This window comes from Amycolatopsis mongoliensis (assembly GCF_030285665.1).
Taxonomy (GTDB): Bacteria; Actinomycetota; Actinomycetes; order Mycobacteriales; family Pseudonocardiaceae; genus Amycolatopsis; species Amycolatopsis mongoliensis.
Map to the genome: position 1 here is coordinate 2205105 of NZ_CP127295.1, position 20276 is coordinate 2225380.

At 71.5% G+C, this 20276-nt stretch carries 21 protein-coding genes; 10 read left to right on the top strand and 11 right to left on the bottom strand.

Features of this window, described 5'->3' with window-relative positions:
* The first annotated feature begins 46 nt into the window (after nt 1-46).
* A complete protein-coding gene (locus QRX60_RS10645; protein WP_286000603.1) occupies nt 47-709 on the top strand; it encodes a DUF998 domain-containing protein in 663 nt (220 codons plus the stop codon).
* On the opposite strand, the gene QRX60_RS10650 is transcribed toward QRX60_RS10645, so the two are convergent.
* The gene (locus QRX60_RS10650; protein WP_286000604.1) at nt 706-1347 is read right to left on the bottom strand and encodes an IclR family transcriptional regulator; all 642 of its coding nucleotides are present in this window, start codon (nt 1345-1347) and stop codon (nt 706-708) included. The two genes, QRX60_RS10645 and QRX60_RS10650, sit on opposite strands and share 4 nt — an antisense overlap.
* Nucleotides 1344-2198: a hypothetical protein gene (locus QRX60_RS10655; RefSeq protein ID WP_286003555.1), complete on the bottom strand. Its 855-nt coding sequence runs from the start codon at nt 2196-2198 to the stop codon at nt 1344-1346. Before QRX60_RS10655 ends, QRX60_RS10650 begins: the two co-directional genes overlap by 4 nt.
* 85 nt (nt 2199-2283) lie before the next feature.
* Here QRX60_RS10655 and QRX60_RS10660 point away from each other — a divergent pair, with 85 nt between their 5' ends.
* The 3 genes from QRX60_RS10660 (at nt 2284) to QRX60_RS10670 (ending at nt 6084) form a co-directional block, all read left to right on the top strand.
* On the top strand, nt 2284-3456 hold the full coding sequence (locus QRX60_RS10660; RefSeq protein WP_286000605.1) for a homogentisate 1,2-dioxygenase: 1173 nt from the start codon (nt 2284-2286) through the stop codon (nt 3454-3456).
* Nucleotides 3457-3536: 80 nt separating this feature from the next.
* Entirely contained in the window at nt 3537-5345 is a 1809-nt protein-coding gene (locus QRX60_RS10665) for a substrate-binding and VWA domain-containing protein (protein WP_286000606.1), read from the top strand.
* 1 nt (nt 5346) lies between these two features.
* Nucleotides 5347-6084, top strand: coding sequence for a hypothetical protein (locus tag QRX60_RS10670; protein WP_286000607.1), 738 nt, complete (start codon nt 5347-5349; stop codon nt 6082-6084).
* Here the strand turns inward: QRX60_RS10670 and QRX60_RS10675 are convergent.
* Nucleotides 6081-7292: an MFS transporter gene (locus QRX60_RS10675; protein ID WP_286000608.1), complete on the bottom strand. Its 1212-nt coding sequence runs from the start codon at nt 7290-7292 to the stop codon at nt 6081-6083. The two genes, QRX60_RS10670 and QRX60_RS10675, sit on opposite strands and share 4 nt — an antisense overlap.
* A 92-nt stretch (nt 7293-7384) precedes the next feature.
* Between QRX60_RS10675 and QRX60_RS10680 the strand changes: the two genes are divergently transcribed.
* Nucleotides 7385-8320, top strand: coding sequence for a LysR family transcriptional regulator (locus tag QRX60_RS10680; protein ID WP_286000609.1), 936 nt, complete (start codon nt 7385-7387; stop codon nt 8318-8320).
* Here the strand turns inward: QRX60_RS10680 and QRX60_RS10685 are convergent.
* Nucleotides 8287-9345, bottom strand: a complete 1059-nt coding sequence (locus QRX60_RS10685; protein WP_286000610.1) for a hypothetical protein — start codon at nt 9343-9345, stop codon at nt 8287-8289. The genes QRX60_RS10680 and QRX60_RS10685 overlap by 34 nt on opposite strands.
* Before the next feature lie 126 nt (nt 9346-9471).
* On the opposite strand from QRX60_RS10685, the gene QRX60_RS10690 reads away from it, so the two are divergent.
* Nucleotides 9472-10266: a DUF2470 domain-containing protein gene (locus tag QRX60_RS10690; RefSeq protein ID WP_286000611.1), complete on the top strand. Its 795-nt coding sequence runs from the start codon at nt 9472-9474 to the stop codon at nt 10264-10266.
* On the opposite strand, the gene QRX60_RS10695 is transcribed toward QRX60_RS10690, so the two are convergent.
* Nucleotides 10258-10719: a PPOX class F420-dependent oxidoreductase gene (locus tag QRX60_RS10695; RefSeq protein WP_286000612.1), complete on the bottom strand. Its 462-nt coding sequence runs from the start codon at nt 10717-10719 to the stop codon at nt 10258-10260. The genes QRX60_RS10690 and QRX60_RS10695 overlap by 9 nt on opposite strands.
* Nucleotides 10720-10741: 22 nt before the next feature.
* On the opposite strand from QRX60_RS10695, the gene QRX60_RS10700 reads away from it, so the two are divergent.
* The 3 genes from QRX60_RS10700 to QRX60_RS10710 all read left to right on the top strand — a co-directional run bounded on the left by QRX60_RS10700 (nt 10742) and on the right by QRX60_RS10710 (nt 13487).
* Nucleotides 10742-11554: a CPBP family intramembrane glutamic endopeptidase gene (locus QRX60_RS10700; RefSeq protein ID WP_286000613.1), complete on the top strand. Its 813-nt coding sequence runs from the start codon at nt 10742-10744 to the stop codon at nt 11552-11554.
* A gap of 40 nt (nt 11555-11594) precedes the next feature.
* Entirely contained in the window at nt 11595-12782 is a 1188-nt protein-coding gene (locus QRX60_RS10705) for an arginine deiminase (protein WP_286003556.1), read from the top strand.
* Between the two features lie 150 nt (nt 12783-12932).
* Nucleotides 12933-13487, top strand: coding sequence for a ferritin (locus QRX60_RS10710; protein WP_286000614.1), 555 nt, complete (start codon nt 12933-12935; stop codon nt 13485-13487).
* A gap of 76 nt (nt 13488-13563) precedes the next feature.
* Here QRX60_RS10710 and QRX60_RS10715 read toward each other — a convergent pair whose 3' ends face one another.
* From QRX60_RS10715 to QRX60_RS10730, 4 genes are all read right to left on the bottom strand, one after another.
* Nucleotides 13564-14385: a hypothetical protein gene (locus tag QRX60_RS10715; RefSeq protein WP_286000615.1), complete on the bottom strand. Its 822-nt coding sequence runs from the start codon at nt 14383-14385 to the stop codon at nt 13564-13566.
* Nucleotides 14382-14894 (bottom strand): SigE family RNA polymerase sigma factor, encoded by a 513-nt coding sequence (locus tag QRX60_RS10720; protein WP_286003557.1) that lies wholly within the window; start codon nt 14892-14894, stop codon nt 14382-14384. Before QRX60_RS10720 ends, QRX60_RS10715 begins: the two co-directional genes overlap by 4 nt.
* Before the next feature lie 210 nt (nt 14895-15104).
* Nucleotides 15105-15455: a DUF952 domain-containing protein gene (locus QRX60_RS10725; protein ID WP_286000616.1), complete on the bottom strand. Its 351-nt coding sequence runs from the start codon at nt 15453-15455 to the stop codon at nt 15105-15107.
* Between the two features lie 377 nt (nt 15456-15832).
* Entirely contained in the window at nt 15833-16714 is an 882-nt protein-coding gene (locus QRX60_RS10730; protein ID WP_286000617.1) for a DUF5926 family protein, read from the bottom strand.
* Nucleotides 16715-16767: 53 nt separating this feature from the next.
* Between QRX60_RS10730 and QRX60_RS10735 the strand changes: the two genes are divergently transcribed.
* Nucleotides 16768-17934: a cytochrome P450 gene (locus QRX60_RS10735; RefSeq protein ID WP_286000618.1), complete on the top strand. Its 1167-nt coding sequence runs from the start codon at nt 16768-16770 to the stop codon at nt 17932-17934.
* A gap of 100 nt (nt 17935-18034) precedes the next feature.
* On the opposite strand, the gene mca is transcribed toward QRX60_RS10735, so the two are convergent.
* Entirely contained in the window at nt 18035-18880 is an 846-nt protein-coding gene (mca, locus tag QRX60_RS10740; RefSeq protein WP_286000619.1) for a mycothiol conjugate amidase Mca, read from the bottom strand.
* The gene (locus QRX60_RS10745; protein ID WP_286000620.1) at nt 18877-20226 is read right to left on the bottom strand and encodes a DHA2 family efflux MFS transporter permease subunit; all 1350 of its coding nucleotides are present in this window, start codon (nt 20224-20226) and stop codon (nt 18877-18879) included. Before QRX60_RS10745 ends, mca begins: the two co-directional genes overlap by 4 nt.
* Nucleotides 20227-20276: the final 50 nt, after the last annotated feature.

The window sequence follows — 20276 nt, forward strand, 5'->3', positions numbered from 1 at the left end:
ACAGGTTCGCCCGGTAACCTTTCGGAAACGAAAGGGTGGAAGCCAGGTGAACAAGCCACTGACTGCCGTCTCGCCCGTGCACGGCCGGATCGCGCTCGGCGGCATCGGCCTCGCCGTGGCCATCTCGATCGACCTGCACCTGCGGCTCTCCGGCCAGGTCAGCCCGATCTGGCAGACGCTGTCGGAGTACGTCTACGGCAGGCTCGGCTCGTCGTCGGCCGCGCCCCTGTTCAGCGTGATGTGCCTGGCCCTCTCGCTCGGCTCGGTCGCCCTGCTCGCCGGCATCGCCAAGGCCCACCGGCCGGGCACCACCGCCGTCTGCGGGCTCGTCGGCGTCTGGTCGGCCGGGCTGCTGGTGTGCGGGCTCGTGCCCGTGGACCCGGACGGACAGGCGCGTTCCCTGTCCGGGCAGATCCACAACATCGCCGCGCTGACGGCCTTCGTCGCGCTGCCCGCCGCCGCGTTCGTGCTGACCAGGCGCGGCCGCGAGCGCTGTCCGTGGGAGCCACGGCGGACCACGATCCGACGCCTCGCCACGGCGAGCTTCGCCAGCATCGGCGTGGTGCTCGCCGGGTTCGTCGTCACGCTGGTCATCGGCCCCGCGCAGCAGGACGTCACGCTGGGCCTGTTCGAGCGGCTGCTGTTCACGGTCGACGTCGCCCTGCTGCTGACCATGGTCCGGCCGCTGCTGGCGGTCTCGCGGCGCTAGGCGTCCGTTCGCAGGATGTCGGCCAGCCGGGCGGCGGCCGCGACGACCTGCGGGCCCACCTCGGCCGCCTTGAGCGGTTCCAGCGAAACGACGCCGACGCTCGCCTTCAGGCCCGGCACCCCGCGAACCGGCGCCGCGACGCCGGACGCGCCCGCTTCCAGCTCGCCTGCCGAAGTCACCCAGCCGTCGCCACCCGGGCGCAGGGACATCGCCTTGCCGGCCGCGCCCGACGTCAGCGAGTGCCGGCTCCCCACGCGGTAGGCGACGTGGAAACTCGTCCACGACGGCTCGACGACGGCCACCGCAAGCGCTTGCGTCCCCTGGGCGACCGACAAGTGCGCGGTCGCCCCGACCTTCTCCGCCAGCTCGCGCAGCACCGGGCCGGCCGCGTCGCGCAACTGCGGCAGCACCTGCCCGGCCAGCCTGAGCAGGCCGACGCCGAGCCGGACCTTGGTGCCGTCCCGCCAGACCAGCCCGCGCTCCGAAAGCGGCACGAGCAGCCGGTAGACGGCCGCGCGGCTGGCCCCGATGGCCACGGCCAGCTCGGAGATGGTCGCCGCGTCGCCGCCGGCGTCGGCCACTGCCTGCAGCAGCGCGAGCCCCCGGTCGAGCGTCAGCGACCCCTCCCGGCTGGTCACAGCAAGCCGAGTTCGCCCATGTCGGCGACGGGCTGCTCGAACGACGCGGCCGCGTACGACGCGAAGAGCGACCGCACGGCCTTCGCGGCCTGCTCGGACAACCCGCGGGCCTCCTCGGCCAGCGCCTCGGCGTCGGTCGACTCCAGCGCCGCCCGGACGTCGCCGCCGGAGAGGCTGCGCGCGGACGCCACGAGCAGGTTGAGGAAGCCGTGGTGCACGATGCCGGTGTCGGGGTCGGTGTGCCGGACCGCGCGGTGCAGGCTGTTCGTCGCCTTGAACGAGGCCCCGGTGGCCCCGCTGACGACGGCGAGGAAGTCCGCCACCTCGTCGACGCTGGGGAAGTTCTCGCCGGCCTGGCCGCCGCAGCGGATCTTCGGCCAGCTGCCGTGCTCGATGACCTTCCGCACGCCGTCCAGCCAGCCGACGCCGCGCCGCGGCTCGACCACGCGGATGACGTCCTCCGGGACGAACTCCGAGACGCGCTCCAGCCACACCTCGTCGACGTCCGACGGCGCCGGCATCTCGACCATCCGCAGCGCCAGCAGCTCGCTGCGCGACTCGACGATCGAGATCGCCTTCGGGACGCCGCCGAGGCCGGTGTCGATGATCAGCGAGAGGGGCAGTGGCTGCTTCGGCTTGATCTTGATCAACTCGGTGATCAGCTCGGGCAGCCGGGAGGCCTGACAGAGGAAAACCCCCAGGACACCGGCGTGCTCGGACTCCCGGCTCGCGAAGTGCGCGCGCAGGGCTTCGGGCATGGCCGCATCGCCCGGAGGGAACAGCGCCGAGTCGTCGACGAGCCTCGCGAACAGGGGAGGAATTCCACGGGGGCCGGGGGGCGTGAGTTCCACAGCGCTTGACACGACTGACACGCTAGTAGCGTACGACATGAGGACAAAATCGTTCGCACAACGGACACGTCAGAAGGGGTTGTCGATGCCTTACTACCGGCGAGTAGGTGAGATCCCGCACAAGCGGCACACCGCGTTCCGGAAGCCGGACGGCGGCCTCTACGCCGAGGAGCTGATGGGCGTCGAGGGCTTCTCCGCCGACTCGGCGCTGCTCTATCACCGCGGCCTGCCGACGGCGATCGTCGACGCCGTCGCGGTCGAGGAGGACCGCGGGCCGCTGACGCCGAACCACCCCCTCAAGCCGCGGGCGTACCGGACCGGCGACCTCAAGTTCGGCGGCGAAGCCGACGCCGTGACCGACCGGCGCCGGCTGTTCGGCAACAACGACGTCACCATCGGGTTCGTCACCGCGACCGCCCCCAGCCCGCTGTACCGCAACGCCGCCGGCGACGAGCTGTTCTACGTCCAGGGCGGCTCGGCGACCGTCGAGACGATCTACGGCAGCCTCGAGGTCGGCGACGGCGACTACCTCGTGCTCCCGACGTCGTGCACCTACCGCGTCGTCCCCCACGGCGAGGTCGGCCTCTTCATCCTCGAGGCGCGCGGGCACATCGGGCCGCCGAAGCGGTACCTGTCGGCGAAGGGCCAGTTCCTGGAGCACTCGCCGTACTGCGAGCGCGACGTCCGCGGGCCGTCCGAGCCGCTGCTGGAAGACGGCGAAGACGTCGAGGTCCTCGTACGGCACCGGGCCGGGCTGACCCGCTACACCTACGCGACGCACCCCTTCGACGTCGTCGGCTGGGACGGCTGCCTCTACCCGTGGGCGTTCAACATCGACGACTTCGAGCCGATCACCGGCCGCGTGCACCAGCCGCCGCCCGTGCACCAGACGTTCGAGGGCCCGAACTTCGTCGTCTGCTCCTTCTGCCCGCGGAAGGTGGACTACCACGAGGACTCGATCCCGGTGCCGTACAACCACGCGAACGTCGACTCCGACGAGCTGATGTTCTACGTGCGCGGCAACTACGAGGCCCGGAAGGGCTCGGGCATCGGGATCGGCTCGCTCTCGCTGCACCCGTCCGGCTTCACGCACGGGCCGCAGCCGGGCGCGGCGGAGGCGTCGATCGGCGCGGAGTTCTTCGACGAGACCGCCGTCATGGTCGACACGTTCGCCCCGCTGGAGCTCGGGGAGGCCGCCGACGCGTCCGAAGACCCCGGTTACGCGTGGACCTGGTCGCGCCGCGGCCCGAAGGCATAGTCAAGTTTCGGCAACGCGACCCCGTCCCCGATCCGCCGACCGGATAATGGAATTCCGGGTGGCGGATCGGGGAGGGTTCGATGATCAATTCCCAACCAGCACGGCGAAAGAGAAAGATTCTCCCGTTCCTGGCCGCGATCCTGGTCGCCGTCGGGTTGATCGTCGGAATCCGCTACTGGACCAGCGGCTCGAGTGACGAAGCGGACCAGCCGAAATGCACCGGCTCGGACGCCGTCGCGCTCAATGTCACGTCCTCCCCGGAAAAGGTCGGAATAGTCCAGGAAGCCGCGAAGGCCTACTCCGGACGGACGGTCGCCGGCCACTGCGTCGACGTCGTCGTGAAGTCGAAGTCGTCGGGTGTCGCGATGCAGGCGCTGGCGAACGGCTGGAACGAGGCCACCGACGGGCCGCGCCCCGACGTCTGGACGCCGGCCGCGAGCGGCTGGGTCAACCTGCTGCGCGTCAACGCGCAGGGCGACTCGGCGTCGATCGTGCCGGACGGCGACCCGCAGTCGATCGCGAACTCGCCGCTGACCGTCGCCATGCCGAAGCCGATGGCCGAGGCGCTGGGCTGGCCGGCCAAGCCGATCGGCTGGAAGGACCTCGCCACGCTCGCGACCGACCCGGCGGGCTGGGCGAAGTACGGCCATCCGGAGTGGGGCAGGTTCCGGCTCGGCAAGACGAACCCGAACATCTCCACCGCCGGCCTGAACGCCACGATCGGCGCGTACTACGCGGCCACCGGGACGTCGTCCGACCTCACCGCCGCCGCGCTCGAGAAGCCCGAAGCGAAGCAGTTCGTCACGAACATCGAGCAGGCGATCGTGCACTACGGCGACAACACGCTGACCTTCCTGACGAACCTGCAGAAGGCCGACGACCGCGGCGCGGCGCTGTCGTACATCTCGGCGGTGACGGTCGAGGAGAACTCGCTCATCGGCTACAACCAGGGCAACCCGACGAACGACCCGGCGAAGGTCGGCCAGCACGCACCACCGAAGGTGCCGCTGGTCGCGGTCTACCCGGCGGACGGCACGCTCAACTCCGACCACCCGTTCGTCACGCTGAACTGGGCCGACCCGACGCGCAAGCAGATCGCCGCGGACTTCCTCGGCTACCTGCGCGGGCCGGAGACCCAGCAGAAGTTCGCCGCGCTGGGCTTCCGCTCCTTCGACGGGAAGCCGGGCCCGCAGGTGACCACCGCGAACGGCGTGCAGCCGGACGCGAAGATCAGCTTCCTGCAGCCGCCGTCGCCGTCGGTGCTGTCCAAGCTGCTGACGACGTGGACCGAGCTGCGCAAGAAGGCGAACGTGCTGCTGGTCGTGGACGTCTCGGGCTCGATGGGCGACGAGGTCAAGGGCACCGGCAAGAGCAAGATCGACCTGGCCAAGAAGGCCGCGATCGACTCGCTCGGCCAGTTCGTGCCGCGGGACCAGGTCGGGCTCTGGCAGTTCTCCACCCACCTCGACGGCGACAAGGACTACCAGGAGCTGCTGCCGGTCCAGCCGCTCGGCAACAGCGGCAAGGAAACCCTCGCCATGCGGCTGAGCGGGCTGACGCCGCAGGCGGGCACCGGGCTCTACGACTCGTCGCAGGCCGCGTACGAGTACATGAAGGCGCACGTCGACCCGACGGCGATCAACGCGGTCGTGGTGCTGACCGACGGCCGCAACGAGGACCCCGGCGGCGTCGACCTCGACCACCTGCTGCCGCAGCTGCGGCCGGAGGGCAACGCGGAGACGGTCCGGCTGTTCACCATCGCCTACGGCTCGGACGCCGACCAGGGCGTGCTGAAGCAGATCGCGGAAGCGACCGAAGGATCGGAGTACGATTCGTCCAAACCGGACTCGATCAACCAGGTGTTCACCTCCGTGATTTCCAATTTCTGACATGAAGTTCGCCCGTGAGCTCGCCGAACCGTGGGGGCTGCTGCTGGCCGCCACGGCGGCCGGGGTGGCGTGGGCCGTCCAGCTGCCGGTCCTCGTCGCCCTGCTGATCGGGGTGGCGGTGCTGGCCGCCCGTGCGGGCGTGGCCGCCGCAACCGGCGAGAAGGAGCCGCAACGGCGTGAAGCGCGGGTGCTCGACGTCGCCGGAGGTTCCGCCGAGGAGAACTGGCTGCGCCGGGCCGAGAGCGCGGCCGACGGGTTCGCGTCGCTCAGCGAATCCCTCGACGCCGGCCCGCTGGCCGACCGCGTCGCGGACATGGAGCCGGTGGTCCAGGAGACGCTGGCGACGCTCGAACGCCTGGCGGGACGCGCGTCGGCAACCGGGAAGGCCCTGTCCCGCGTCGACCTCGACGCCGTGAGACGCGAACGGCACCGGCTGGAGCAGTCGATGGGATCGGCGCGCGAGGAGGTCCGGGGCGATCTCGAACAGGCGCTGACGGCGGTCCAGGCCCAGGAGGACGTGCACGCGCGGCTCTCCGGCGCGCGCGACAAGCTGCTGGCGCAGCTGCAGTCGGGCGCACTCGGGCTGGACAGCCTGGTGGCGCGCGTCGCGGAGCTGACGGCGGCGACGACGGACGTCGCGGTGGACACCGGCGCGGTGCGGGAGCTGAGCGACCAGCTGGAGGGCATCCGGCAGGGCGTGCTCGAAACCGAGCAGGCGACGCGGAAGTCGCTGGGTTAAGCGGCCACCGGTGTCCGGTCCCGGCGCGGCAGGAGCAACGGCGTCACCAGCACCAGGACCCCGGCGGCGCCGATCGCGACCCGCGGGCCGGTGAAGCTCGCGAGCACACCCCAGAGCGCGGTCAGCGCCGCGATCGACGCCTTGGTGCTGACCGACCACGCCGAGAGCGTGCTCGCGACGCGGTCCGCCGGGAGCTGCTCGAGCCGGTAGGTCGCGAGCACCGGGTTGAACACGCTGCAGCAGACGATCAAGCCGAGTTCGACGACCATGACGAAGGCGAGCCCGCCGGCGCCCGGCAGGAAGGCCAGCGCGAGCAGCCAGCACGCCCGCAGCGCCCCCGACGTCAGCAGCACGGGGTGCCGCCCGAACCGCGTGACGAGCCGCGGGGTCAGCCGCGACCCGGCGAGCCCGCCGAGGCACGGGACCGCGAACGCGAGCCCGTACTGCCACGGCGTGAACCCGAGCTGGTTCAGCATCAGCACGGCGAGCAGCGGCTCGGTCCCCATGATCAGGCCGTTGAACAGCAGGACGTTGAGGTAGAGCGGCCGCAGCCCGGGGTGCGTCAGGATCGTGCGCCACCCCTCCGCCAGGTCGCGCGCACGCAGGCGAGCGGTCTGCCGGGGCCGCGGTTCGTCCCCGCCGATCGCCCGGATCCCGAGCGCGGAGAGCAGGAAGCTGACGGCGTTGGCGGCCACCGCCGTCACCGGGCCGAAGAGCGCGAACGCCGCCCCGCCGAGCGGCGGGCCGAGCGCGGTGGCCGTCCAGTTCGTCGACTCGAACCGCCCGTTCGCGACGAGCAGGTCTTCGGGCGGCACGAGCCCCTTCAGGTAGGCGCCGCTCGCCGAGGTGAAGGTGATGTCCGCCGCGGCGACGACGACCGAGACGACGAGGAGCTGGGCGAAGCTCAGCGACCCGAGGCCGTACAGGGCGGGCACGCTGATCAGCGCGGCGAACCGGACGAGGTCCATGGCCACCAGCACCGGGCGCTTGCGCCGCCGGTCGACCCACGGCCCCAGCGGCACGGCCACGAGCGCCCCGACGGCCGGGCCGGCCGCGGCGAGCGCGGAGACGGCCGCGGGCCCGGCGTGCAGCACGAGGATCGCCAGCATGGGAAAGGCGCCGAAGCCGAGCCAGGTGCCGAACGCGCTCACCGCGTAAGCCGTCCACAGCCACCTGAACCGCCGCCCGAGCGACCTTCCGCGCATCATCGGGAGATCAAAGCGAAAGAGGGCCGCGGGGATCAAACAACCACCGCGTCGGCGCGCCACAACCCCGCGTTGTGACCCTAGAGTCGGTCGTCGTGGACCTCGATGCCGTGCGCACCTTCGTCGCCGCCGCGGACGCCGGCCGGTTCCAGGACGCCGCGGGCGACCTCGCCATCACGCAGCAGGCCGTCTCGAAGCGCATCGCGGCGCTGGAGAAGACGCTGGACGCGCGCCTGTTCACCCGCACCGCCCGCGGCGCCCGGCTCACCGGCGAGGGCGAGGCTTTCCTGCCGCACGCCCGCGAACTGCTCCTGGCCGAAGCGCGAGCGCTCGCCTCGGTCCGCACCGGCCCGCTGCGGGTCGACGTCATCGGCCGGCGCCTCGGCACCGCGGTCCTGCTGCGGGACTTCCACGTCGCGCACCCGCAGGTCGCGCTGGAGGTCGTGACGCTCTTCGACGCCGCGGCCGCGATCACCGCGGTCCGCGACGGCGAGATCGACGCGTCCTTCCGCGCCGTCGCCGCCCGTGATCTGCCGGACGGTGTCGCGTCGGCGTGGGTGCACGACGAGCCGCTCCACCTCCTCACGGGCCCGGCGCACGCGCTCGCCGATTCCCCCGTGGTGACGCCGGTCCACCTGAAGGGCCACCGCCTCTGGATGCCGGGCATCGTCCCCGGCACCGAATGGGCGGCTTACTACGCCGAGTTCGCCACCGCGTTCGGGCTCTCGATCGACACGGCAGGGCCGAACTTCGGCACCGAGGTGCTGTTCGACGTCATCGCGGAGTCGGCCGAGATCGCCACCCTGATCGGGACCGGCGCACGGCTGCTGTGGCCGGCGGGCCACGACCTGCGGCAGGTGCCGATCGCGAACCCGGCGCCGGTGTACCCGCACTGCCTGGTGTGGCGCCGCGACAACCCGCACCCGGCCTTGGCCGCGCTCCGCGCGCACCTCCGGCCCGGCTCGCGCACCCCCGGCGCGTGGCGGCCGAGCTGGGCTCAGCCCAGCCAGACCGTGCCCAGCACCGGATAGCCCGGCACGCCCGTCTTCGCCGCGCCCGGCCTGGGCACCCCGGCGATCCACAGGCGGCCCGTCACGGCGATGTTCGCCGCCATCGAGGGGTCCGCCTTCGGCAGGCGGAATGCGATCACCCGGCCGTCGGCCAGCATGGTCAGGCCGCTCAGCCGGGCCGTGCCGTGGCGGCCCATGCGGACCGGGCCGTCCGGGACCGCGCGCAGCTCCGTCCAGTGGTCGGCCGGCAGCGGACGGCGGTAGGCGACCGCGCGCGCCGCGGTCACGAGCGCGCCCAGCAGCGCGCCGGCGGCGAACGGCCACGCGACCCACCCCATGACCGGGAAGTCGAGCCGGACCCACCCCGCGAAACCCGCCAGGACCAGCAGGAACGCGGCCGTCGCGCGCAGCTCGCGGGCGATCTGGCGGCGGTGCGCGGTCAGCACGGGATCGAGCCTCGGAGAGCCGGACCCGGCTGGTTCCGGCACGGCCACGGCACCCGCCGGCGGCGCGTCGCCGATCCGGGCGCGGCGGAGCCGCACCACCCCGGAGAGGCCGACGAACACCTTCGGGCCACGCCCCAGCAGCCAGACCCGCCGGTGCCCGGCCACCAGCAACCGGTGCGCCTCGTCGAGCCGGACGCGCAGCCACCGCCCGTCCGGCAGGCGCACGCCGACCGTCCGCCCGGCCGCTACCAAGCCGTCGGCGGCGATGTCCACCCGCCGGAACGCTTCCCGCTTCAGCCGCGTTTCGGGCACCGAGAAGTACGCGCGGTAGAGCCACCACGCCTCGACCGAGCCGGCCAGGGCGATCGTGCCGACGGCCAGCGCCACCCCCGCACCGGTGAAGAACTGGGCGACCCCGAACACCAGGAAGAACCAGGCCAGCAGCCGCTGGTTCGCGAGGTCACGGCCGATCCGGTCGAGGTACTCGCCGAAGATCGGCAGCGCGCCGGACGGCATGGCGGGGTCGAGCTCGAACGCGGGCACGCGCTCGGGAACCGGGACGATCTGCACGCTGGCCCCCACCGTGTCGACTCTGGTCATCGCTCCTTTCGGAAATTTGCACAGTGGCGTTACCGGATACTCCGTTCAGCGGAACGCCCGCGTGACGCGGATCGACTACCCAGACCGGCGGATTCAGGTTAGGCTCACCTAAGTAGGAGGTGAGCCGTGACCGAGGCCCCGACATCCATCCGCCGCCCGCCGGCACCGAACCCCGCCGAGCGCGCCAAGACGATCGCGACCCGCAACGGTCCCGCGTCCCTGATGCCCACCTGCGAACGCGCCGGCCTGGACGGCGAGCGCGTCGTCCCGGTCCTGCACCACGTGCACCACAGCGGCAGCGTGAGCGTGCTGCTCGCCGACGACCACCCGATGGTCCGGGCGGCCGAGCAGACCCAGCGCGGCGAGCTGGCCGTGATGGTCGAGCTCGCCGACCAGGCGCCGGTCGAGCTGCGGGAGCCGATCCGCGGGCTGCTGTGGATCACCGGCTGGCTGCGGCCGCTCTCACCGGTGTCGGCCCGCGCGCGGGCGGTGTCGATCGCCGAGTCACGGCCGGACGAACGGCTCCTCGACGTCGGCCACGGCGTGACGCTGCTGCGGCTCACCCCCGCGTCGCTCGTGCTCGCGGACGCCGAAGGCACCCACTCGCTGCGCCCGCACATGTTCAGCGCGGCGCCGCCCGACCCGTTCCACGATTACGAGGCCCAGTGGCTGCGGCACCTGGAGAGCGACCACTCCGACGTCGTCGAGCAGCTGGCCAAGCACCTCCCGGCGGAGCTGCGCGGCGGCCGGATCCGCCCGCTCGGGCTCGACCGGTTCGGACTGCGGCTGCGCGTCGAGTCGGACGCGGGCGACCACGACGTCCGGCTGGCGTTCTCGAAGTCCGTCGAGAGCCCGCCGCAGCTCGCGATGGAGCTGCGGCGGCTGGTCGGCTGCCCGTTCCTGCGGGGTGCGTCAGGCTAGTTCGGCGGGGAAGCCGCCCTTCGCGATCGGGCCCCAGCTCTCGATGGTCACGCGGATGATGCTCTTGCCCTGCTTGACCATGGCCTCGCGGTATTCCTCCCAGTCCGGGTGTTCGCCCGAAATGGCGCGGAAGTAGTCCACGAGCGGCTCGACGGAGTCCGGGATGTCCAGGACCTCGGCGGTCCCGTTGAGCTGCACCCACTGGTCGTTCCACTCGTCGGAGAGGATGCAGGCCGAGACCTGGGGGTTGCGCTTGACGTTCACGACCTTGGCGCGCTTCGGGTAGGTCGAGACGACCAGCCTGCCCTCGGCGTCGACGCCGCAGGTGACCGGCGAGAGCTGCGGGCCGCCGTCGGCCTTCGTGGTCAGCAGGATCGCGCGGTGGCGGGTGGACAGGAACTCGACCAGCGCGGCGCGGTCGACGGTTTCGTTGGTGGCGATGCTCCTCGGCATACCCCGAAGGTAGCGTGCGCACATGACGTTCACCGCGCGATCGTGGCTGGCCCCGGCCCGGCCCGCGTTCCCGGAACCGATCGACGACCCGCGGGAACGCCGGGCGATCAAGCTCGAGCTGCTGATCGTCTTCGGCATCACGCTCGGGCTGTCCGGCGTGCGCAGCCTGCTGTCCCTTGTGGACTCGCTGCTGCAGCCGACGCCCCTGGCCCAGCAGCAGGTCCAGCTCAACGTGCCCCAGGCCGCGGCGAGCCTGATCGACCTGCTCAAGCAGCTGCTCTCGGCCGCCCAGCTGGTCGGCTGGGGCGCGCTCGGGCTGTACTTCCTGTGGCGCGCCGGGATCAAGATCGCGCAGGTCGGGCTGGACCGCCGGGCCCCCGGCCGCGACGCGCTGCTGACCCTCGGGCTGGCCGCGCTGATCGGGATCCCGGGCCTCGCTCTGTACTTCGTCTCCTACCACCTGGGCTTCAGCCTGGCGGTGCAACCGTCCACTTTGAACGACACGTGGTGGCGGCCGGTCACGCTGACGCTGTCGGCGTTCGGCAACTCGTTCGCCGAAGAGGTCCTGGTCATCGGCTACCTGCTGACGCGGCTGCGCCAGCTCGGCGTGCGGGAGAACAACGCCCTGGTCGGCGCCGCCGTGCTGCGCGGGTCGTACCACCTGTACCAGGGCTTCGGTGGGTTCGTCGGGAACCTGGTCATGGGCCTGGTGTTCGGGCGGCTGTGGCAGAAGACAAACCGGCTGTGGCCGCTGGTCGCCGCGCACACGCTGTTCGACTTCGTGTCTTTCGTCGGGTATGCCCTGTTGAAGGGGCACGTTTCCTGGTTGCCCTGACTAAGCTCGGGGGGTGATCGACGAAACGACACCTCCCCGGGTGGACAGCGAAGTCGGACCCCTGCGCGCGGTGCTGCTGCACCGGCCCGGCAACGAGCTCAAAAGGCTGACGCCCCGCAACAACGACCAGCTCCTGTTCGACTCCATCCCGTGGGTGGACCGGGCCCAGGCCGAGCACGACGCGTTCGCCGACGTGCTGCGGAGCCGCGGCGTCGAGGTGCTGCTGCTGGCCGACGCGCTCCGGACGGCGCTGGAGGACGACCGCGCCCACGCGGCCGGCGTGCACGCGGCGGTCGACGACCGGCGGCTCGGCGGCGACCTCGCCGACTCGCTGCGCTCGCACCTGTCCGGCGTCGGCGCGGCCGGCCTCGCCGAGGTGCTGATGGCCGGGATGACGTTCGAGGAGCTGCCGTCCGCGGAGGGCGCGTCGCTCGTGCGGATGATGAACCACCCCCACGACTTCGCCGTCGACCCGCTGCCGAACCTGCTGTTCACGCGCGACTCGTCGGCGTGGATCGCCGACCGGGTGGCGATCTCGTCGCTGACCATGCCCGCGCGCCGCCGCGAGACCGCGGTGCTGGACCTGATCTACGCCTACCACCCGTACTTCCGCCACGCCGCCCGCGCGTACGGCGCGCATTCGGCGCCGATCGAGGGCGGCGACGTGATGCTGCTGGCGCCGGGCGTGCTCGCCATCGGCGTCGGCGAGCGGACGACCGCGGCCGGCGCGGAGTCGCTCGCGCGGTCGGTGTTCGCCGACGGCATCGCCCACACCGTGCTGGCGGTGCCGATCGAGCAGTCCCGCGCGACCATGCACCTGGACACGGTGTGCACGATGGTCGACGCCGACGCCGTGGTGATGTACCCGCTGGCGCGCGACTCGCTGACGGCGTTCACCATCCGCCCGACCGGCGACGGCGGCGTCAAGGTGGCCGGCCCGACGCCGTTCCTGGTCGCCGCGGCCGAGGCGATGGAAATCGACCGGCTGCGCGTCATCGACACCGGGCTCGACCCGGTGACGGCCGAACGCGAGCAGTGGGACGACGGCAACAACACCTTGGCGCTGGCGCCGGGGGTGGTCGTGGGCTACGAACGGAACGTCGAGACGAACGAGCGCCTGGAGGCAGCCGGCATCGAGGTGCTGCCGATCGCCGGGTCCGAGCTGGGCTCCGGCCGCGGCGGGCCGCGGTGCATGTCCTGCCCGATCCGCCGCGAACCCCTGCGATAAACGAAAGTAAGCCTTCCCTAAATGAGGGCAACCATTTAGGGAAGGCTTACTTTAATTAGGTGAGTCTTCTTTAGGAATGGTAACCCTAATAGGGGGTAGATCACCACCCCGAAGTGGCAATTAATCGATTTCTGAAGTATCTTCTCGACCATGGCCCTCACCAAGAAGAAAGAACCGCGCTCGAAGTTCTACGAACTGCTGCAGGCGCAGATCCACAACGAGTTCAACGCGTCCCAGCAGTACATCGCGCTCGCGGTGTGGTTCGACGCCGAGGACCTGCCGCAGCTGGCGAAGCACTTCTACAAGCAGTCCGTCGAGGAGCGCAACCACGCGATGGCGCTCGTGCAGTACATGCTCGACCGCGACCACCACGTCGAGATCCCCGGCACGGGTGAGGTGCGCAACGAGTTCTCCGGCGTCACCGAGGTCATCGAGCTCGCGCTCGAGCAGGAGAAGGACGTCGCCACCGACATCTCCGCGATGGCCAAGGCCGCCCGCGCCGAAGAGGACTACATCAGCGAGCAGTTCACGCAGTGGTTCCTCAAGGAGCAGGTCGAAGAGATCTCCCAGATGAGCACGCTGCTGAACGTCGTCAAGCGCGCGAACGGCAACCTGTTCGAGGTCGAGAACCACCTCTACCGCGAGTCCGTCGGCGATGGTGGCCGCGACTCCGGGATGCCGCCCGTCGCGGGCGGAGCGCTCTGACAGCCTCCCACCACGAGGATCGAAAACCCGGGCTCTCCCCCTGTGGACAGCCCGGGTTTTCGCGTGCGGCCGGAACTCAGCCGGCGCAGTCCTGGTTGGCGCTCATCAAGCTCGTCTGCACGACCCGGTCGGCGGCGAGCCGGAAGTGGAACGCGGCAGCTCCGACCGGGGCCACGACACCGCCGGGTTCGTCCTTCGCCGCGGGATAGGCGGCAAGCACCTGCGCCTTCGTGGAGCCGCCGCCGACGCCTTCGGCCGTGTGCGCGACCGCGTCCGGGGTGACGACGACCAGGCCGGCGGCCTTCGAGATCACCACGCTCGCCGAAGCGGGAACGCCGCTCCCCTGCGCGCTGTAGACGGTGCAGCTCGCGCCGGTCTGCGCGTCGCCGAGCGTGACACCCTGCGCGGCGATCTGGGCCTCGGACATGCCGAGCTTGATGGTGCCGAAGCCGTCCGGGTCGAGCAGCGGCCCGCTCAGCACGGGCGAGACCTTCGACGGCGGCTGGGCCGACGGCGGCCGCGAAGCCCTCGACGTCGGCGAGGCCGGCGGCGCCGAGACCTCGATGTCCTGGGTGCTGGTCGGACCCGGGACGGAGGACTCGGGTTGCCGCCCGGCCGTGAGGTTCTCGGGCGGCTTGACGCTGAGGGAAGATCCGTCGGCGGACATCACCGCGGTGCCGTCCTCGGCGTGGAGGCGCACCATCGTGAGCCCACCCGAGACGGCCACCACGGCCGCCGCGACACCGGTCACGGCCAGGACGCCCTGACGACGACGGCGACGCCGTCGCGCACCGGCGACGATGGTCGTGCCGGCGTTCGGTGGCGGAGGCAGGTCCAGCCGTTCGTCGGCGAACAGCCGGCGCAGGCGCTGCTCCAGCTCGTCCTCGGAGATGTTCAACCCGCGTCACTCCCTTCGCCTTGGATGTCGGCCGCCGTCAGTTTCAACCGCAGCGACGCGATGGCCTTGCTGGCCTGGCTCTTGACGGTGCCCTGCGTGACACCGAGGGCACCGGCGATCTCCGCTTCCGAAAGACCTTCGTAGTACCGCAGGACCATGACGGCCCGTTGTCGCGGCGGCAGTGTTCGTAGCGCGCGCCACAGCGGCTCGTGCTCGAACGGGTCGTCCGGCACGTGCGGGCTGGTGTCCGGCAGATCGGCCACCAGGTTCTCCCGGCGCGTGCGCCGCCAGCGGCTGACGTGCGCGTTCGCCATCGACCGGCGCACGTAGGCGAGCGGGTCGCCCGTCTTTTCGTGCACGTAGGTCCAGCGCGAACCGATCTTCTCCAGCACGGTCTGCACCAGGTCGGCCGCGTCGTGTGGGTTCCCGGTGAGCGCGTGGCCGTACCGCAGCAGCCCCGGCAGGGTGGCCTGCACGAAGTCGCCGAAGTCGACCAGCTCACCCGGCAACGTCGCGGCCCTCCCTCGGCCTGCGCTGGTCACCCAGGTATCTCCCCCGGTGAAGACGGGTGCCGCAGCGGTCACCGTATCGCCTCCCATCGGGGTCGGGTAGCCAGAAGCCGAGTCGCTTTCCCCCTGCACACGCATCACAGCCCCCTCAGGTTGCCCGCGTTCCCGCCCGGATTCTCAGACGTCCGGGCGGGTGATGAGTTGTCCACGTCAGCGGTGCGCGAGCGAGTCCGGCAGCCGGAAGCCACCGTCAGTCATCTCGGTGAACGGGTGCACGCCGACGACCGCCGCGTGCGGAATCGCGCCGTAGACGTGGGGGAACCAGATCCCGGCCGGGTGCGGCGGCTCGCCGTCCTCCCACCGGACCGGGGCCCCGACCTTCGCCGGGTCGATCTCGAGCAGGACCAGGTCAGTGCGTCCCCGGTAGCGCACGTCGGCCGGCAGGTGCACCGTGCCGAAGTCGGAACAGTGGATGAACCCGACCTCGTCCAGCGAAGCCGGCCGGTACTCGCCTTCGCCCACTTCGGCCCACTCGGCCGCCCCGCAGATGTGGAGTATCACGCGGAGAATCGTCCCACCACGACGATCCGGCGGCGGTGTCTCGTGCGCCACATAAGGCCTGGTTGAACGCTCATCGAGCAGTTTCCGGTCACCGGTACGGACCGGTGGTCCGGTGCTTTCCGACGGGGTTCAGCGCGGGGCGCGGAGCCGGTAAGACCGCCGCCGAGCGCGGCGGCGGATGGGTCGGCCGGCCCATCGTCCTCGCGAGCGTATCTGCGAACCGCGGCCCGGCTCGGCTCGGCTCGGCTCGGCGCAAGTAAAGCCGCCACCGGGCCGCGGCGCTCGGCCGCGGGTCGTCAGGTCGACGCAGGGTGAGCCGACGGCCAACCAGGCCGCCGGGCGCGGTGCTCGGCGGCGGGTCGTCGGTTCGGTGCGGGTCAGCGCAGGGTGAGCTGACGGCCGATCAGGCCGTCGCGGGCGCGGCGCTCGGTTGCGTTGAGCGGTTCGGTGTCGAGGGACTTCAGGGCCGTCTCGAGGCGGGTGCCGAGGGCGTCCTTCGCCTCCGCCCACTCGCGGGCGTGGGCCTCGGGGTCGAGGTCCCAGACCGGGACCAGCAGGCCGTGCGCCCGGAACGAACCGGCGTAGCGAGAGCCCTCGCCCAGGCCGAGCTCGCCCGCCGCGGACAGGCGGGCCAGCGCCTGGAGCAGCAGGTTCTCCGGCTCCGGACGGACCCAGCGCAGGTGCGCCTTCTCGCCGGCGAGGACCCAGTAGGCGCCCGCGCCGAGCCGTTCGGTCGGCATGATCGCGGCGTTCGCGCGCTCGAGGGACACCGCGACGTCGCCGGTGGCGTCCGCGTCCTCCGGCAGCCACCAGGCGAAGTCCTTGTGCAGCGTGACGTCGAGTTCGGCGCCGGGGGTGAGCAGGTCCTGCAGGCGGGCGTGCTCGTCGGCGGACGGCGGGGTCGTCGTGTCCGGCACGCCGAGGACGTCGCCCTCCTTGGCGTCCAGCAGCCACTTCAGCGAGCGGCCGAGGTCGCGGCTGATGTCGGAGGAGCGGGTCTGCACCTGCAGGCCGAGGTAGCGCTCGCCGTCCGAGCGGACGAACGCGGCCGCGGCCATCGGCAGCACGGTGCCGAGGGTGACGTCGCCGCCGTCGGCGAGGGTCAGCTTGGCCGTCGCGGACGGCACGAACTCGCGCAGCGCGATCAGCTCGGGCTCCGCCGCCAGCCCCTCGAACGGCTGGCCGACGAAGATGTCGCGCACCTTCGGCTTGCGGTCCGACGCCTGCTTGGGACCCTTCTTGCGCGCGCCCTTGCCCACTGCTGCCTCCTCTGGCTCGGCTTGGAACGCTATCGAAGGGTTAGTCTCGCGACGTGTTCGACCCCCGCGATCCCGCGTTCCTGGAAGACCCGTACCCGGCGTTCGCCGCACTGCGCGAGCAGGGCGACGTCCATTTGCACGACGGGCTCGGCTTGGCCGTGGCGGTGTCGCACGCCGCGTCGTCGGCCGTGCTGCGGCATCGCGGCCTGGGCCGGATCTGGCAGGACGCGCAGCCGCTCGAGCGGTTCGCGTCGTTCAACCTGCTGCACCGCAACTCGCTGCTGGAGAACGAGCCGCCGGCGCACACCCGCCTGCGCCGGCTGATCGCGGGCGCGTTCGGCCGCGGCCACGTGCAGCGGCTGCGCCCGATGGTCGCGACGCTCGCCGACCGGATGGTCGACGACCTCTCGGCCGCCATCGCCGCCGACGGCAGCGCGGACCTCCTCGAACACCTGGCCCAGCCACTGCCGGTCGCGGTGATCGCCGAACTGCTGGGCGTCCCCGGCACCGACGGGCCGCGGATGGTCGAGCTGTCCAACGCGATCGTGAAGATGTACGAGTACGGCCTGCCCGAGGAAGGCCGCGACGCCGCCGAGCGAGCGGCCGCCGAGTTCGTCGAGTACGTCCGCTCAGTGGCTTCGGCTCGCGGCGACGCCCCGGGGGACGACATCATCAGCGACCTCCTCCGCAGCGAGCTGACGCCGGACGAGCTGGTCGCGACCGCGGTGCTGCTCCTGATGGCCGGCCACGAGGCGACGGTCAACGTGCTCGGCAACGGCATCACGGCGCTGCTCACCCACCGGGACCAGTGGGAACGCTTACTGGCGGCTCCTTCCCTGCTCGATTCGTGTGTCGAGGAGCTGATCCGCTTCGACGCGCCGCTGCAGCTGTTCGAGCGGACGGCGACCGAGGACGTGTCGATCTGCGGCCATGTCGTTTCGCAGGGGCAGAAGATCGGCGCACTGCTGGGCGCCGCGGCCCGCGACCCGAAGGTGTTCGACGCGCCGGACACCCTCGACATCGGACGCACGCCGAACGCGCACCTCGGGTTCGGCCTCGGGATTCACTACTGCGTGGGAGCTCCTCTCGCTCGGGTGGAGATCGCTGCGGCGTTGAGCGCGTTGGCCGCGAAGCTGCCGGGATTGCGGCTCGCCGAGGCCCCGCGGCGGCGGCCCGAGTTCGTGATCCGGGGCCTGCGGGAGCTTCGGGTCACGGTGTGACCCGGTCCCGGCGTGATCCGGGGCGGATCTCGCGTGATTGGGGAGGCATCACACGTGATTGGGGAGGCATCACGCGTGATTGGAGGGGCGACACGGGGTTTCATGGGGTTACTCCGGTGAAGAGGTCCTCCTCCAAGGTGGGGCCTGGGGCTGGGTGGGCCAGGTGGTAGTCCTCGTAGGGCCAGGCTTTTCGTTCGATTTCGCGTGAGTGGGCGAAGTACGGGTGGGCCGGGTCGACCTGGGTCGTGTGGGCCAGGAGGGCGCGGTCGCGCGTGGCGAAGTGGGACTCGCAGCGGATTCGGGTGGTGACCGTCAACGGGTCTTCGAGCGGGAGTTCCGCGAGGACCTCGGCCATTGCGGACTCCTGGCCGGCGGCCACGGTCGCGTCGTGGAGGGCTTGGAACCAGGCTCGGCTCAGGGTTGCTTGGTAGTACAGCTTTTGTGGTTGCCACGGTTCGCCGGTGCCGGGATAGCGGGCAGGGTTGGCGGCCGCGGTGAAGGCTTCGAGCGTCACCTCGTGGGTGCGGATGTGATCCGGGTGGGGGTAGCCGCCGGTTTCGTCGTAGGTGATCACGACGTGCGGGCGGAACTCGCGGATCAGCGCAACCAGCGGAGCGGCCGCTTCTGCCAGCGGAAGGGCCGCAAAGCAGCCTTCGGGCAGCGGTTCACCGTCGCCGGGCAGACCGGAGTCGACCAGACCGAGAAAACGCTGCCGGACACCCAGGATTCCGGCTGCCGCGGCCATCTCGCGACGACGGATCGCCGGGAGATCGGCGCGGGTTTCCGGAGTGTCCACGGCCGGGTTGAGGATGTCGCCGCGTTCACCGCCGGTGCACGTGGCCACCAGGACGTCGACGCCTTCGGCCGCGTAACGGGCCAGCGTCGCCGCGCCCTTGCTGGACTCGTCGTCGGGATGAGCGTGGACGCTCAAGAGGCGGAAGGTCATCGGGTGCTCCTTCGAGGGAAGAACGCCGCGGGAACCAGGGTCAAGGCAGACAGCCCCAACGCCCACGTGAACGCGGTGCCGAACGCCGTGGCCGGCGACGACGATGTCAGTGCACTGTGGAGGATCGCCGCCAGGAGGGCCGTGCCGAGCGAGCCGCCGACGCGGTTGATCACGTTGAACGCGCTTGCCGCTCGCGGGATGCGGGAGCGCTCCAGGGAGCCGTACAGCGTCGTCATTCCCGGTGCTGTCGCCGCGCCCAACCCGGCTCCGCGGATCAGGAGCGAGGCCGTCAACAGGACTCCGCCAGGTGCCGAGGCGAGCTGGGTGAACACGACCGTTCCCAGCAGGGACAGGCCGATTCCGGCCAGCATCATCCGCCGGGGGCCGAAGCGTGCCAGGAGCCGCCCGCCCGCCAGCAGAACCGCTGCCGAGCCGAGAGCCTGGGGCGCCAGCAGCAGTCCGGCCTCCCACGGGCTCGCGTGCTCCACCTGCTCGTAGTACAGCGGCAGCAGCACCATCGAGCTGTACAGCGACGCGCCCAGCAGGAAGGTGCTCACGCTCGCCACCGAGAAACCCCTGTCCCGGAACAGCTTCAGGTCGAGCACCGGCGACGGCGTCCGGCACGCGTGGACGCCGTACGCCAGCACCAGCACAGCTCCGGCCACCCCGGCGACGGCCACGCCCTCGGCCAAGCCGTAGACGAACGCCGCGAGCCCCGGGGAAAGCAGCAGGATCCCGCGGACGTCCAAAGGCGAACGGGCACCGGAAGGTGCAGGAGCCGGCAGCAGCCGGCGGGCGACCACGAACGTCGCCAGGCCCAGCGGGACGACGCCGAAGAACATCCAGCGCCAGCCGAAGTCCGCCACCAGTGCGCCGCCGAGCAGCGGGCCCAGCACCGGGGCCACCGTGGCCGGCAGGGTGATCACCCCGATCATGCGCCCCAGCGCCGGGCCCGCCGCCTGCGCGAACACCGCCTGCCCGACCGGCTGCATCAGCCCGCCGCCCAGGCCGTGGAGCACCCGGAACGCGATCAGTGCCGGCGCCGACCACGCGAAGCCGCACAGCAGCGTGCCCGCCGTGAAGATCGCCACCGCCGTCAGCCACACCGCGCGACCGCCGAAGCGGTCGGTCAGCCAGCCGGACAGCGGGATCGCCGCCGACGCCGCGAGCAGGTACGCGCTCGCCACCCACTGCACCGTCGTGACCGGGCTGCCCAGGTCACGGGCGATCGAGTCGATCCCGACGGTCACGATCGTCGCGTCGAGGATCGACAGCACCGCGCCCATGATCAGGACGCCACCGAGCTTCCACAGCGCCGCGTCGGGACGGGCCACCGCCGTCGTCACATCCACACCTCCCAGAGGATTAGGTCGGACCTCAGATTAGGTCGAACCCA

Excerpts from the sequence above, each read along its gene's own strand:
- QRX60_RS10710 (WP_286000614.1), top strand. The coding sequence starts at position 12,933 with ATGGCCCTCACCAAGAAGAAAGAACCGCGCTCGAAGTTCTACGAACTG.
- mca (WP_286000619.1), bottom strand. The coding sequence starts at position 18,880 with ATGACCTTCCGCCTCTTGAGCGTCCACGCTCATCCCGACGACGAGTCC.
- QRX60_RS10685 (WP_286000610.1), bottom strand. The coding sequence starts at position 9,345 with ATGACCAGAGTCGACACGGTGGGGGCCAGCGTGCAGATCGTCCCGGTT.
- QRX60_RS10660 (WP_286000605.1), top strand. The coding sequence starts at position 2,284 with ATGCCTTACTACCGGCGAGTAGGTGAGATCCCGCACAAGCGGCACACC.
- QRX60_RS10670 (WP_286000607.1), top strand. The coding sequence starts at position 5,347 with ATGAAGTTCGCCCGTGAGCTCGCCGAACCGTGGGGGCTGCTGCTGGCC.
- QRX60_RS10665 (WP_286000606.1), top strand. The coding sequence starts at position 3,537 with ATGATCAATTCCCAACCAGCACGGCGAAAGAGAAAGATTCTCCCGTTC.
- QRX60_RS10695 (WP_286000612.1), bottom strand. The coding sequence starts at position 10,719 with ATGCCGAGGAGCATCGCCACCAACGAAACCGTCGACCGCGCCGCGCTG.
- QRX60_RS10675 (WP_286000608.1), bottom strand. The coding sequence starts at position 7,292 with ATGATGCGCGGAAGGTCGCTCGGGCGGCGGTTCAGGTGGCTGTGGACG.
- QRX60_RS10700 (WP_286000613.1), top strand. The coding sequence starts at position 10,742 with ATGACGTTCACCGCGCGATCGTGGCTGGCCCCGGCCCGGCCCGCGTTC.